This is a genomic window from Pseudomonas sp. NA-150, from assembly GCF_044336365.1.
GTDB lineage: Bacteria > Pseudomonadota > Gammaproteobacteria > Pseudomonadales > Pseudomonadaceae > Aquipseudomonas.
In genome coordinates this window covers 2,360,248-2,374,309 of the sequence record NZ_CP172305.1, presented here as the reverse complement: position 1 = coordinate 2,374,309, position 14,062 = coordinate 2,360,248, and the positions used below count along the sequence as shown (strand labels likewise).

Genomic DNA, 14,062 nt, shown 5'->3' with positions numbered 1-14,062 from the left:
GCGAGTGTCTGTACCTCAACATCGCGTCCCCTCCCCCAGTATTTGGGAACACGCCCCCAACATTTGGCATGGCTATCGGCCAGCTCTGTGAAAAAAACGTCAACTGACCAATAAAAAATACTCACTTTTGGCGTTTCGACGACTGCTCACACAATCAGGCACGACTACTGCACTGAGGGTCTCAGACATATGGAAATGTCTCTCGCGACGGTGTTCCAAACTGGCCAGTGCATCGCGACTTGATCTTGTCTGGAAGACAGATGATCAACGACTGGCCTGACTGGATGTGGAGCGAACCATGAGCACATTTTCCAAAGCAAAAAAGCAGGTCGCCGTGCCGTATCCGATGCGACGTAGCGACACCATTGGACGTCCCGCATTGATTACGGGAGTACTGACCCTGGCCCTCGCACTGGCCTTCACGGGCGTCGGCAACGTCCAGGCTCAAGGCGGTGGCGGGACTGCCAAGCCGCCGGTCAAAGGGGCCACGCCGCCTTTCAGCACGCCGACCTTGCCTGATCCGGTATTCGTCAATCCGACCGCGATTCATGCGTTCGCCGTCACCGGCTTCATCCAGGACATGACGGTCGACCCCGGCAACATCAACTGCCCGGCGACCACCGACCCGAGTCGGTTGGGCGGTACGGTCGCGCTGAATGGCACCACCATCATCGTCCCTTGCAACAGCGTGATCCAGATGCCGGCCAACACCTTGAACTGGGCCGATTTCGTCCACGGCGGACAACTGGGCTTGAATAAAATCCCCAATACTTACCCGTCGTTCGAAGTCCACGTGGTGGGCAACACCGTCAGTGGCAAGCAGATCGCCGGCCTGATTTACGTCTCTCAGCTATCGGTGCAAACCGGCAGCGGCTACATCAGTCTGATCGACCAAACCACCGGCAATATCGAAGTCACCAGCGCCAACTCGCCGCACCCGACGGTCCTGCAAATCAACGACCCCAGTGGACGTTTCGGTCGAGCCCAAAGCCCTGACCCTCGCTTCTCCGTAGACGACGCCAACCCGACCATCCACGCGGCCACCGGCTATCCCATGTGCGTACCCCGCACCGGGGATGACACCCTCTGCCCACAGAAAAACCGGCCAAAGGTGGTCACCCCCATTACCACCAATAACTGCCGTAATTTCAGCCAGGCCGGTGTCGTCCAGCCCGCTGCCGGAGAGCTGACGCCGCCGGTTGCAGGCCAGACCTGGTGCAGCCAGTACGTCATGAAGCGCTTCAGTGACCCGACGCGCCTGGCGACCGATCCCGACCCGACCCAACAAGCACCCTTCGAAGTCGGTGACTTCATCACCTACTCCGGGACCCTGTTCAAATCGACCACCGCCGGCACCCCGGACTTCATCTCGGCGCACACCATCGAGGCCGCCATCGGCATCTACACCCAGCCCGGCACCCAGCCCAGCTATGTGTCCATCGGCGACTTCGGTATCGGCAGTGCCGACCCCGCCGTCACCGCCGTCAACGGCGTGGCACAGGAAACCCAGGACCGGATCTTCCTCGAAGCTTCGACCACCGACGTCAAGACCGCCGTGGACATCTACCTGATCGACGTCGACCCTGCGACCGGCGTGCAACGCCACCGCTGGGTAACACCGTTTGAGATGACCGGCGAATGCAACCCGGCAGCCACCCTGCCCACCAGCTGCTTCGGCGCTTCAGGTGGCATCAGCACCCAGAACACCGGCGCACAGCCCAACCGCGCGCGGATTCGGGCAACCAAAGCGCCGACCGGATTGCTTAGCCAACCGACGCGTACCCTGCGGGTGATCCTGCGTTCCCTGTGCGTGCCGCAGAACGGCCTCGCCCAGACCGCCGTGGACAGCTGCATACAGAATGCCAGTCACTTGACCGTCGCCAACGGCCTGGTGGCGGGCCAGTACCTGGCGCCAGTGTTTGAGTTCATCTTTCCGGAAAACGTCAAACCGGGAGATCCAATCATCCCGAACGACTTATGGCACCTGCCGTTCTTGCGCAATGGCGAAGGCGTGGGCATTCCGAGCGGTGTCGGCCCGCTAGAGCCTACGCCATGGTGAGCAAGGTCTGACGTGTGATCTGGCTCCCACGCTGAGTGTGTGGGAGCCAACTTGTTGGCGAAGCGGTCCTGTCTAACGGCACATCGACGAACGGTAACAACAATAACTTTGCTTTTAAATCAGCCTCTTACACTCATATTCCGCACCTGGCCTCCTCCTGAAAACAAACCCTGCCGAATTTATTTCAAAATTTATATTGCGCACAATATATTTGCGCGATACATTTACTTCGCAGTCAGTTAGCGCACAAACATTCAGCGCAACACACACCTAATTCATACCTAATGAGGCCTCACCATGAACACTCTCTACACCGCAGTTGCAACCGCCACCGGTGGCCGTGATGGCCGTGCCGTTTCCAGCGACAAGATCCTCGACGTCAAACTGGCCACCCCGAAAGAACTGGGCGGCGCTGGCGGCGAAGCGACCAACCCTGAGCAGCTGTTCGCTGCCGGTTACTCGGCCTGCTTCATCGGTGCACTGAAATTCGTCGCCAGCCAGACCAAAGGCACCATCCCGGCAGACGCCTCGATCACGGCCCACGTCGGCATCGGCCAGATCCCCGGCGGTTTCGGTCTGGACATCGACCTGCACATCAGCCTGCCAGGCCTGGAACAAGCCGCTGCCCAGGCATTGGTCGACGCCGCTCACCAGGTTTGCCCGTACTCCAACGCCACTCGCGGCAACGTTGATGTACGCCTGCACGTAACCGTGTAATCGCAACACGCTTCACCCTGTACGAAAAAGCCCGCAGCGATGCGGGCTTTTGTGTCTCAGCCGCACTGAAGATTCTATCCAATGCCTTGAACACCCCGGCACTCGACTAGAGTGCATACGACACAGAGGACTGACCATGAACGCAAACCACAGCGGCTCCCCCAACGCCAAGGACTACAAGCACCTGCTGCTCGACAGTCAGCTGTGCTTCGCATTGCACTCCACATCCCTGGCCATGACCCGGGTCTATAAACCACTGTTGCAGGCACTCGGCCTGACCTATCCGCAATACCTGGCAATGATGGTGTTGTGGGAACAGGACGGCTTGACCGTAGGCGATCTCAGCAGCCGCCTGCTGACTGACCCCGGCTCCATGACCCCCGTGCTCAAACGCCTGGAAAGCGAAGGCCTGCTGAGCCGCACCCGCAGCAAGGAAGACGAACGCGTGGTGTTGCTGCAACTGACCGAACAAGGCTGGGCCCTGCGCGACAAAGCCAACGGCATTCCGGACTGCATCGTCGACGCCTCCGCCATGTCAATCAAAACCCTCAGCGAGATGCGCGCCGAGCTGCTGGAACTGCGCGGCAACCTCAACGCCAGCCAGGGCTGATCCGGCGTTCGGCGAGCTGTGCCGGGAGCGGAATCACGTTGCCAGTTAAATACTGTTACCTATGTGCCTGAACTGATTTGTTACCTATGTGGGTGAGTCATACCGCAAGAAGCTTTTGCCAGAAGCGCGCTGTGTTGCAAAACAAAGTCTAACGCCCTAGTGGAGCTGTCCCGTTCGAGACTACGCTGAAGCAGGCGTAACCCTCAGTTTGCCGGAGCCCTCATGCGGCTGATCACCCCCTACCTCGCGGCACTGCTCGCGTTGTGCCTGAGCCTCGATGCGTCAGCGCAAAGCGCCGCCTGCCCGCCCGGCGAAAAACAGATATGCCTCGACGGTTGCCTGTGCCTGCCCGACCTCAGCCCGATGCTCGGCACCCTGCCGGCCGACCTCTATCAGGTCGCCGCACCCGCCCTGGCGCTGTGGCTCAGTCAGTCCCACGCCGAAGCCGCCATGGCCGGCACTCAACCAATTCCAGCCGAAATCCGCGAACAATTGCTGCGCTGGTACGGCCCCGAAGTCCTCGATGCCGCACGCTACAAAGTGGGCGACAACGGCGAACTCAGCGCGGCCAACGCGATGCTGCAAAACCCGGACATCGGCGCCGTGACCTTGATCGACATCATCGTCTTTCGCACTGACGAGACCGCGCACGACGTCGCGTTATGGGCGCATGAATTGAAGCACGTGCAGCAATACCAACAATGGGGAGTGGATGGCTTCGCCCAGCGCTATGTGCAGGACTTCAATCAAGTGGAAGCACCGGCGTATGCGGTGCAGGCGGAGGTTGGGCGGGTGTTGAGGGGCTTGGCGGATTGAGCAGAAAACTGGAAGCGGATGCGGATCTAGTTCTCTGCTTTTTGACCGTTTGATTGTAGAGAAGCCGCACCATGCAACGATTCACTTTCAAAGCCCTCCTCCGAAGCGATACTGCCAGGCAATGCCTGCGACATCGTATTCGCTGCCGGTACGGGTATGCGCACCCTCACTCGCAAACAGCTTTATCGAGTTATTTCGATTCAACGGCAGCGTGAGGGTGCACCCATAGCGTGTGTTTTCCTGAAAATCGTGGTTACCGACCCCATCGACAGAGGTGCTCCCGCCCGCGAAGTAGGTCCCATCCAGCGAGACCCAGACACCGTTGTTAAAGGCATAGATAAGATGCGCCTGTGCCTGATAAATCGGGTTCTGGGAAAGTGTCTGGTGCCCAAGGTACTGGTCGTTGTCGGTGTAAAAGGTTCCTGCACCGGATAATTCCAGGGTCACGGGCCCCAGACGCTTGGAAATCCCAAGTTCGGGTTTGAATGACCAGCGATTGTTGCCGAGATTTACCAATTTACTGGAGTCGTATTGGCCAAGCGGCGCCGTAATCGCCAGGCTTGCGCCGATAATCACATCCTGTTGATAGCTGGGGAATTCGGCCAGGGACAACGCCGGGGCGCCATATAAGTTGACCGAGAAGCGGAATCTTGGATCGATCAGCCCGGTGATATCACGCTCCTTGGGTTCACCGGCGAACAGAGCCGAGCCTGTCAATCTGGCCTCAGGTACGACTACATCGAACTTCCCGGAGCGGCCCCAGACGTCCAGGGATCTGGCAAAGGCAAACACGGTAGTCTTGATATCGAGTTTGGCATCCTGGAGCGGGACTGAGGGATTGGCGGTCACGCTGCCATGGAGATCGCTGTAGCCCATGAGCAGAAAATTGATACCCACCGGCGTATTAGCGTAGGACCTGGGTTCGAGATCCTCTGCGACTGCGCTGGCGGCTACCATGATGAGCGAAGCGGACGCGAACCGAACCAGCCTGACGACGCAAACGTTGTATTTCATCCACATTCACTCGATTCCTATCTGGCCCCGTAGTGCTATGTATTGTTGTAGCGCATCTGCATCCATCACTGCGTGGCCGCACGTGCTATTTGATCGGATACTCCTGGCCGATCGGCCCTGAGCACAGTGATTCGTAGCTCCCAGCGCCTGCCGGGTCCCGGAGGCAGGGAAGAAACGCCAGTTGATCGCAACTTCCAATGCCTGACCATCGCCGACGCTTGTGCCAGCGGTGACCGGTACGCCCACGATGCCGCGCTGTATATGGTGACCGTGGAGAACGGAATTTTCGGCGCACTCACTGACGCTGCCGCCGTGCTGGAAGGACTGGCTCGACTCAATGTCCAGACGCTATGAAGTGCTCAGACCCGCTCACCGTTGATGGTATTTCGCAGCGATAGGGAAGACTTCCTACGCACTCAACCAACCTGTCCAGAAATGCCTTGGCGGCCGGGCTCAGGTCGTACTCACTGCGGGTGATCAGCCCGATATCTCGGCTCAAGGCCGCTTCCTCTATCCTGAGGCTGACCAGCCCGTTATGGCCCAGCGCGGCGGACTCGGGCAACAAGGTGATGCCCAGGCCCTGTTTGACCAGCGCTATGACTGTGGACATGTAATTGGCTTCGATATGCCGGTTCAATACCAGGCCTCGGTCTTCAAATAGTCGCTCTATCTGCATGCGCACGCTGCTGTCGCGCCCGGTCAGTATCATCGGCTGCCCCTCAAGCTCAGCGAGCGTAAGGTTACGGCCGTCGGCTAATGTATGGCCGGTGGGGAGCAGCAGGCACAGGTGATCGACCATCAGCGGTTTGAAGGCCAAGCCTGTGGCGTTTTTGGCCTGCACTCCGAGGCCAAAGTCCACGTCGCCGCTGCGTACCAGCTCGTCTATTCGCTGGGCCACCACATCGCGCAGGCGTATTTCCACACCGGGGTAATCATCGCCAAATCGTTTGAGCACTTCGGGCAGGATCCCTGAGCAGAGTGAGGGAAGCGCGGCGAACTCGATCACGCCGCGTCTGACCGCCGCCAGGTCCTGGTTCTGCTCAACAATGTTGTCGAGGTCCATCAGGATCTTTTCCATCGGACCGATGTTCTGCCGCCCTGCCTGAGTCAGTTCCAGATGGCGAGGGCCGCGGTCGAGCAGCGCCACGCCCAGCCAACTCTCCAGTTGCTGGACCTGCACCGTCAACGCTGAAGGCGACAGGTGCAGTTGCGCCGCCGCCTTGGCGAAGTGGCCGGCTCGGGCCACCGCCACGAATGCTCGAATGCATTGAATCGAATTCTTCATTCTGTTTTTCCGAACGTGATGCAGTGTGTATTTCAATTTACAACACGCGGCGGAAATTTCAATACTGATTTCACAACAACAAACCAGCCGTCCGGGACTCGATCACCAGGAGGGCACACACGGAGAGCTAACATGCTCGCTTCCATTGGTGTGATCACCATTCTCTGTTTACTGCTGGCGGTCATGAGTAAGCGCCTGTCACCGCTGGTGGCCCTGATCGCCTTGCCGATCATCGCTGCACTGATAGCGGGGTTCGGCCTACAGACCAGCGCGTTCATCATCACCGGCATCAAGAACGTTGCACCCGTGGTCGGTATGTTCGTGTTTGCCATTCTGTTTTTTGGGGTGATGACCGACGCCGGCATGCTCGACCCGATCATCGACCGTATTCTGAAGACAGTTGGCACCCGCCCTACTCGCATTGTTTTTGGCACGGCGCTGCTGGCGTTGTTGGTGCACCTGGACGGTTCCGGTGCGGTGACCTTTCTGGTGACAGTGCCGGCAATGTTGCCGCTCTATACCCGCCTGGGCATGGACAAACGCATACTGGCCTGCGTCGCCGCCATGGCCGCCGGGGTTAATTTTTTACCCTGGACCGGGCCGGTGCTGCGCTCTTCAGCGGCGTTGCACGTGACGGTCAGCGAACTGTTCCAGCCCTTGATCGTGGTGCAACTGGTCGGCTTGTTATTCGTGTTCGCCTGCGCCTGGGGACTGGGGTTGCGTGAAGAGCGGCGGCTGGGCCTTGGCGCGGGTATGTCAGCGAGCGATGTCATGCCGCAGCGCATCCTCAGCACAGACGAAGAAGTGCTGCGTCGCCCTCGCCTGTTCCTGGTCAATCTGCTGCTCACAGTCGTCGTCATGGCGGTGATGATTGCCGGCTGGGTCGACCCGGTGGTGATGTTCATGGTCGGCACCGTCATCGCCCTGTGCCTTAACTATCCCAACGTCGACGCGCAGCGCGCACGCATCGACGCCCACGCCAAAACCGCCCTGACCATGGCCAGCATCCTTTTTGCCGCTGGGGTGTTCACCGGCATCATGCAGGGCACTGGCATGCTCAAGGCCATGGCCGAAGTGGCGGTGGCGGGTATCCCTGCCGGTCACGGCAAACTCATTCCGGCAGTGGTCGGTTTCCTGTCGATGCCCTTGAGCCTGCTGTTCGATCCCGACTCCTACTACTTTGGCGTGATGCCGGTGATCGCTGAAGTCGGCCGCTCGCTGGGTGTCAGCCCGTTGCAAATTGCCCAGGCGTCACTGTTGGGCGTGCATACCACCGGCTTCCCGGTCAGCCCGCTGACGCCGGCGACGTTCCTGCTGGTGGGCCTGTGCAAGATCGAACTGGCCGACCATCAACGCTTCACCATTCCGTTCCTGTTCAGCGCATCGGTGCTGATGACCATCACCGCCCTGTTGCTGGGAGTGTTTTGAATGAAAACCTTGAGAATCGGCGCTGGCGCCGGCTATTCCGGTGACCGTATCGAGCCTGCGGTGGAGTTGGCAGAAAAAGGTCAGCTGGACTATCTGGTGTTCGAATGCCTGGCCGAGCGCACCATCGCCCTGGCGCAACTCGAACGGCTGATTGATCCGCAACGCGGCTACGACCCGTTATTGCTTGAACGCATGCGCAGGGTCTTGCCCTTCGTCCATAGCTCAGTGGCGCGCGGGCGCAGGTTGCGAATCATCACCAATATGGGCGCTGCGAATCCTCGATCAGCAGCAAAAGCAGTCCGCCAATTGGCCACGGAGCTGGGCTTCAGCGGGCTTAACATTGTCGCGTTAAGCGGCGATGACGTACTTGAATCATTGCGCGCTCAGCCCGAGCAACTGCTCGACAATGGGCAGAGCGTCGCTTCGCTGGGCGATAACCTGGTGTCGGCCAACGCTTACCTTGGCGCCGACGGAATCGTCCAGGCATTGGCGGCCGATGCCGACATCGTCATCACCGGCAGAGTGGCAGACCCTTCGCTGTTTCTTGCCCCGCAACTGTTCGAGTTCGGCTGGGCAAACGATGACTGGCTGCGACTGGGCCAGGGCACGCTGATTGGCCATCTGCTGGAATGTGCCGGGCAGATCACCGGCGGCTATTTTGCCGACCCCGGGCGCAAGGACGTCACTGACCTGGCACGCCTGGGCTTCCCAATTGTCGAGGTCGATGAACAGGGACGCGCCACGATCAGCAAGGTCGCCGGCAGTGGTGGCCGGATCGACAAGGCAACCTGTACCGAGCAGATGATTTACGAAGTGCACAACCCTGCGTGCTACCTGACGCCCGACGTGAGCTCCGACTTCAGCCAAGTGAATTTTGTCCAGACTGGCGAAAACCAAGTGGTGGCCCACGGTGCAGGCGGCACACCGCGACCTGAGAATCTCAAAGTATCAGTGGGCTACCTCGACGGCTGGATCGGCGAGGGTCAAATGTCCTATGGCGGCCCCGGCGCACTGGCTCGCGCGCGGTTGGCAGGTGAAGTGGTGATGGAGCGCTTTCGACTGACCGGCGTGGCAACGCGCGAGGTTCGCATCGACTTGATCGGCGTCAATGCGCTGTACGGCGAAACACTGCCCATGGCCCACGAGCCCACCGAAGTGCGCTTGCGGGTGACTGCCCGCTGTGACAGCCGCGAGCAGGCCGTGTTGATCGGCAACGAAGTGGAAACGCTCTACACCAATGGCCCGGCCGGTGGCGGTGGCGCCAGCAAATACATTCGTCAAGTGGTCGCGGTGGCCTCTGTGCTGATGCCCCGAAGTGCCATTCGCCTCGAACTCAATCAGGAGCTCTCATGATGACCACTCGCACCGTTGCCGACCTGGCACACGCCCGCACGGGAGACAAAGGCGATACCTCGAACATTTCGATCATTGCCTACCGCGAGGAAGACTACCCGTTGCTGCTGGAGCGACTAACCGAAGCCGCCATCGCGCAGCACTTCGCCCCGCTGCTTGACCCGGCTGCGGGGCCGGTGCGTCGCTACGAGCTGCCGCAATTGCACGCCCTTAATTTCGTCCTGCCGGGCATTCTCAAGGGCGGCGTCACACGTTCACTGGCCCTTGATGCGCATGGCAAAACCTTGGGGGCGGCACTTCTGGCCCTGGAGCTTTGAGTGCAGCGAAGGTGATTCAGGCGGCAGCAAGGCCTCCATCAATCAGGTAGATCGCCGCAGAAAAGGTCACGATCGACAGCACGGTACTGACCAGAATGGAGGTCGCGGCTTCACTCTGATAGGCGCCGGTCTGGTTGGCAAACATCGCCGGGATCGTCGCCGACGGCAGCGCGCAGAGCAGTATCATCTGTTGTGCGTAGAGCCCATGAACGCCCAGCAAAAGAGTGGCCGCGAACATCAACACCGGGTGAATGAACAGCTTGAGCCCCAGGTTGGTCCACACCTCACCCGACATTTTCAGTTTCTCCGACGACATGATCAATCCCAGGCACAGCAGGGAGACGCCAGGTGTCGCCTTGCCGAGAAGCGTGAGTGACTCTGCGGCAACGGGGGGCAGTTTGACCTGAAGCAGCGAAAGCAGAATGCCCAGTGCCGGAGCCCACATCAGCGGACGGCGTACCGCACCCGACAGGCTCGACACGAAGGCTTGGGTGCCGCTGCCCTTTCCATCGGCGATGGTGAGCAACATGGTCGTCACCGGGATCATCACCAGACTCGCGATGAGGTTCAGCACCAGCACTGAATAGATGCTGCTCGGTCCGAACATCGCGCCGAGGATCGGGATGCCCATGAAGGCGGCGTCAGGATAGCCATTGACGAAGCCCTTGAGCGTGGCAACCTTGAGATCGCGAAAGCGCAGCCAACCGATCACCAGCGCCATTGTGTACATGCCCATGATGCCGATGAACGTGGCCACGATGAATTTGAAGTCGAACAGCTGCTCACGCGGCGTGCTCGCCATCCCGACAAACAGCAGCGCCGGGAAGATCCAGCCGAGCACCAACCGGCTGATCAGCAGGCTGTCCGATTGGGTAAGCCGTCCGCGCTTGCCGGCGATAAAGCCCAGCACGATCACAAAGGCGACGGGCAAAATGGGCCCTACGATTCTGTCTAGCATGTCTTCAATCCTCGTATTTATTTTTATCGAAAATGTCGCCATAGCTGATCGAGGCCGGCGCGACGGCTGTTGCGTCGGCGTCGATCAAGGCGGCAATGACCCAGCGGCGTATGCGGTTAAGGTTTGAAGCGGTAGTCGCGAATGACGTCCTGATCAGGCTCGATGCCGAGGCCCGGCCCTTGCGGTACGTCGATGCGTCCGTTACGCGGAGTAATGGCGTCGCCATAGAGCTGCGCTTCGAGATCGAAATAACGCCATTCCACCAGTGACTTCGCACCTCCCAGAGCCGCACTGCCATGCACGGCGGCCAGCAGGCCGGGGCCGTCATAAAAGGCGTGGACCATCACGGTGACGTTATGCGCATTGGCCAACGCATAGACTTTTTGCAGTTCGGTGATGCCGCCCATTTTTGCCGGGCTTGGCTGAATGAAATCGACCGCACCGGCTTCCAGCAGATGCTGGAAATCCATCAGCGTCGATGCATTCTCACCGGCCGCAACCGGGATGCCGCCTTGCTTGCGGACCGTAGCCAGACCGGAATAGTTTTCCGGCGGCCACACCGGTTCTTCGATCCAGCGCAGATTTAACGGGCGAAGTTTCTCGGTCATGTCCAGCGCCTCGCGCACCGTCCACGGGGCGTTGACGTCGAGCGTGATCTCCACGCCGGGGCCAGCGGCTTCGCACGCGGCGCGGATAACCTCGACATCAACCTCATGCAGCTTGAGGTGGCGGAAACCGCTGTTGACCGCGCGCTGCACATTGGTGCGGATCAGGTCGGCGTCGGCATAACGGATCAGGCTTGCATACGCCGCAAGCGACGTGGCCTCACTGCCGCCCAGCAGCTGGTAGATCGGTTGACCGGCCGCCTTGCCAGCGATATCCCACAGCGCGATATCAATCGCCGACAGGCCGTAGATGAACGCGCCGCTACGACCGAAGACGTGAAACTTCTTCTGCAGGTCGCCCTGCAGTTTTTCGCGGCGCGTGACATCACAGCCGATCAGTTCAGGCGCAAGGATCGTGTCGATCACGATTTTCACAGACGGTATCGCAGTGAAGCCGAAGGTTTCGCCCCAACCGACGATACCGTCATCGGTGGTGACTTTAACCACGAGAGAATCGACCATCTGCAGGTCTTTCGGCCCCCAGACCCCGCCGGCCGACTTACCACCCGTGGTGAAAGGGATCCGCAGCGGAATGGTTTCAATGCTGGCAATTTTCATGAGACGGCGCCTCGAGCAGGTTGCAAAGGTGGCGCGGCAATTCTTGGACTTCGACCGCGTCAGGGTGAGGACAACGTACATGACGTCCTGTTGTCCTTCAACTGAACAACTGATGCTTTTGCACCGACCTTCGCTATATTTCTATCAACTTATTGATTTTGTTATCTTTAATTATTAGAGCCGATAATGAAATTCAGTATTAACTGACGGGAACAAGTCTTCTGATGTAGATTAAGAAGACAAGTGAAAGGGACAACCGAACATGAGTGAAATGAATGTGCAACCCGTAGCGCGGCGCCCTCATCTGGCCGAGCACATCGCGCGCTCGTTAAGCGACGAGATTGCCTCCGGACGATTGCGCCCGGGAGACCGCTTGCCGACCGAACAGTTTCTTGCTCAAAACTTTGGCGTCAGTCGTAACGTGGTACGCGAGGGAATCGCGACGCTACGAGCGCAGGGGCTGATCCAGTCTCGCCAGGGCGTGGGCGTTTTCGTCTCGGCTGCAACCCCATCGCCGGAGCCATTACCTCTGCGCGAAAATGCACCGCTGCTGGACGGTGACAACACGGTCCGCAACATGTTCGAAGTGCGGGCTGTACTGGAAAGCCAGGCCGCCGCGCTGACGGCGTCGCACATGACTCCGCGCAAGCTGAAAACGATTCAGGCGGCGGTCCTGCGCATGCAATACGAAGGCGAACCGACGCTGGACACGGTCAACGCTGACCTGGACTTTCATCGAGCGGTGGCCGCCGCGTCGGGCAACGACTATCTCGAGACCATGATTCGTACGGTGCTTGAGCCGATGCGCGCCCTGATCACGATGAACTTTGCACGACGAGGCCCGGTGTTCAGCAATATCCCTCATGCGGCGCGCGGCGAGCATGAAGAGCTGGTGCAGGCTTTCATCGACCGCAATGCGGCGGCGGCGCGACAGATCATGGGGCAGCACATCGTCAGCGCAGCCTCACGATTCGGTTATGAGATTAAGTTCTTCTAACGTTGTTCGTTGGCGGGAGGTTGTCTCGTTGTTCTACAAGCAGGTGAGGTTGTGCCCTGAGATTCATAGATGCTGCTTGCGCAGCAGTCCGGCCTGCTTGCTGGTGCTGCGCGACAGCGCGGCTGTCTGGACGACGGTTGATCTCTCATTTGTGAAGCCCGCTTTTGTGCCTGGCACGGACTTGCCTTCATAGCACTCGGTCAGGAACAGAAGGTACCTATGCAGTTGGAATGGCTTGAAGATTTCATCGAATTGGCCCGAACTCGAAGCCTGTCCCGTGCTGCCGAAAATCGGTTCGTCACGCACCCAGCGTTCGGTCGACGAATTCGCGCACTCGAAGAGTGGGTCGGAACCGCTCTGGTCGAGCGCAAGCAACCTATTTCGTTGACCCCGGCGGGTCTGTTGTTTCTGGACACCGCCACTCAGGCACTGGACTTGCTCAATTCTGCTCGCGCGCAGTTTCAAGGCATGGGGTTGACCAGCGAAGAGCCGTTGCGTATCGCCACAGGCCATACCTTGGCGACCAATTTTTTTCCGGACTGGTATGAGTTACTCAGTCCTCAGTTCGGTACATTTCCGGTATCACTGATCACCAGTGGAGCGCAGGAGGCGATCATGCGATTGTCCGCTGGCGACGTGGATCTGCTGCTGAGTTTCTCAAGCCCGCTCACTCAGAGACTGATCGACCCCGAACGCTTTGATTCATTGGTACTCGATCACGAAGAGTTACTGCCCGTCAGCGCCCCCAACGAACAAGGCAATCCCAGGTTCCAGATTTCATCGTCGACAACGACAGTCACTCCCTGGCTGGCTTTTTCACCTTCGCTTGCCCTTCGTGGCGTGCTGGCCAAGCATCTCGCCCACCTGCCCCGCAAACTCGCGCTGCACGAGATCTATCAGGCAAACTCTTACGAAGCGATTATGGAAATGGCCAAGCGCGGTAGCGGCCTGGCCTGGCTCCCTCGAATGGTCGTCAACGACGCCCTGGAAAGAGGTCAGCTACTGATTTGCGGCGGTGCGGATATGCAGATTGGCTTCGACATTTCATTACATCGCCTTCGCTCTAATAAAAACGAACGGGTCATGAAAATATGGCGCGGCCTCGCACTGAGCGCACCAACAAGAAGCAAGTGAAGGAAAGTTGAGTGGGCCGTTGGCCGACGCGCGCCAGTAACGTTGCGACTCTTGCGCGATGAGCCCAGAGATGTGCCGAAACGGCAATTGCGGGCGCTGCCCTATTCATTCAAGTTCAACCCCGGACCGACCATGTATCCAGGCGTCAACG

General features: G+C 59.3%; 14 protein-coding genes. 10 read left to right on the top strand and 4 right to left on the bottom strand.

The genetic code is table 11. The annotated features are described in order from the left end of the window. The first annotated feature begins 298 nt into the window (after positions 1-298). The 4 genes from ACF0H7_RS11400 (at position 299) to ACF0H7_RS11385 (ending at position 4,202) form a co-directional block, all read left to right on the top strand. Positions 299-2,059 (top strand): hypothetical protein, encoded by a 1,761-nt coding sequence (locus ACF0H7_RS11400; protein WP_397452850.1) that lies wholly within the window; start codon positions 299-301, stop codon positions 2,057-2,059. 297 nt (positions 2,060-2,356) lie between these two features. After that, positions 2,357-2,776 carry an organic hydroperoxide resistance protein gene (locus tag ACF0H7_RS11395; protein WP_397452849.1) on the top strand — a complete coding sequence of 140 codons (420 nt, stop codon included), beginning with the start codon at positions 2,357-2,359 and terminating at the stop codon, positions 2,774-2,776. 136 nt (positions 2,777-2,912) lie between these two features. Further along, positions 2,913-3,386: a MarR family winged helix-turn-helix transcriptional regulator gene (locus tag ACF0H7_RS11390; protein WP_397452848.1), complete on the top strand. Its 474-nt coding sequence runs from the start codon at positions 2,913-2,915 to the stop codon at positions 3,384-3,386. Positions 3,387-3,608: 222 nt separating this feature from the next. Further along, on the top strand, positions 3,609-4,202 hold the full coding sequence (locus ACF0H7_RS11385) for a DUF4157 domain-containing protein (RefSeq protein ID WP_397452847.1): 594 nt from the start codon (positions 3,609-3,611) through the stop codon (positions 4,200-4,202). An 87-nt stretch (positions 4,203-4,289) separates the two neighbouring features. Here ACF0H7_RS11385 and ACF0H7_RS11380 read toward each other — a convergent pair whose 3' ends face one another. Further along, the gene (locus ACF0H7_RS11380; protein WP_397452846.1) at positions 4,290-5,222 is read right to left on the bottom strand and encodes a transporter; all 933 of its coding nucleotides are present in this window, start codon (positions 5,220-5,222) and stop codon (positions 4,290-4,292) included. Positions 5,223-5,342: 120 nt separating this feature from the next. Between ACF0H7_RS11380 and ACF0H7_RS11375 the strand changes: the two genes are divergently transcribed. Continuing rightward, positions 5,343-5,570 (top strand): hypothetical protein, encoded by a 228-nt coding sequence (locus tag ACF0H7_RS11375; protein ID WP_397452845.1) that lies wholly within the window; start codon positions 5,343-5,345, stop codon positions 5,568-5,570. Here ACF0H7_RS11375 and ACF0H7_RS11370 read toward each other — a convergent pair. After that, the gene (locus ACF0H7_RS11370) at positions 5,551-6,501 is read right to left on the bottom strand and encodes a LysR family transcriptional regulator (RefSeq protein WP_397452844.1); all 951 of its coding nucleotides are present in this window, start codon (positions 6,499-6,501) and stop codon (positions 5,551-5,553) included. The two genes, ACF0H7_RS11375 and ACF0H7_RS11370, sit on opposite strands and share 20 nt — an antisense overlap. A gap of 132 nt (positions 6,502-6,633) precedes the next feature. On the opposite strand from ACF0H7_RS11370, the gene ACF0H7_RS11365 reads away from it, so the two are divergent. From ACF0H7_RS11365 to ACF0H7_RS11355, 3 genes are read left to right on the top strand one after another with little or no spacing between them, the layout of a single operon-like run. Then, positions 6,634-7,929, top strand: a complete 1,296-nt coding sequence (locus tag ACF0H7_RS11365) for a CitMHS family transporter (RefSeq protein ID WP_397452843.1) — start codon at positions 6,634-6,636, stop codon at positions 7,927-7,929. After that, positions 7,930-9,282 (top strand): acyclic terpene utilization AtuA family protein, encoded by a 1,353-nt coding sequence (locus tag ACF0H7_RS11360; protein ID WP_397452842.1) that lies wholly within the window; start codon positions 7,930-7,932, stop codon positions 9,280-9,282. Then, positions 9,279-9,599: a hypothetical protein gene (locus tag ACF0H7_RS11355; RefSeq protein ID WP_397452841.1), complete on the top strand. Its 321-nt coding sequence runs from the start codon at positions 9,279-9,281 to the stop codon at positions 9,597-9,599. Before ACF0H7_RS11360 ends, ACF0H7_RS11355 begins: the two co-directional genes overlap by 4 nt. A gap of 16 nt (positions 9,600-9,615) precedes the next feature. On the opposite strand, the gene ACF0H7_RS11350 is transcribed toward ACF0H7_RS11355, so the two are convergent. Both ACF0H7_RS11350 and ACF0H7_RS11345 read right to left on the bottom strand, forming a co-directional pair. Then, positions 9,616-10,557: an AEC family transporter gene (locus ACF0H7_RS11350; RefSeq protein ID WP_397452840.1), complete on the bottom strand. Its 942-nt coding sequence runs from the start codon at positions 10,555-10,557 to the stop codon at positions 9,616-9,618. Between the two features lie 116 nt (positions 10,558-10,673). Further along, positions 10,674-11,780, bottom strand: coding sequence for a mandelate racemase/muconate lactonizing enzyme family protein (locus tag ACF0H7_RS11345; protein ID WP_397452839.1), 1,107 nt, complete (start codon positions 11,778-11,780; stop codon positions 10,674-10,676). A gap of 262 nt (positions 11,781-12,042) precedes the next feature. On the opposite strand from ACF0H7_RS11345, the gene ACF0H7_RS11340 reads away from it, so the two are divergent. Together ACF0H7_RS11340 and ACF0H7_RS11335 are read left to right on the top strand one after the other, a co-directional pair. Then, entirely contained in the window at positions 12,043-12,777 is a 735-nt protein-coding gene (locus ACF0H7_RS11340; RefSeq protein WP_397452838.1) for a FadR/GntR family transcriptional regulator, read from the top strand. A 219-nt stretch (positions 12,778-12,996) separates the two neighbouring features. Then, the gene (locus tag ACF0H7_RS11335) at positions 12,997-13,911 is read left to right on the top strand and encodes a LysR family transcriptional regulator (protein WP_397452837.1); all 915 of its coding nucleotides are present in this window, start codon (positions 12,997-12,999) and stop codon (positions 13,909-13,911) included. Positions 13,912-14,062: the final 151 nt, after the last annotated feature.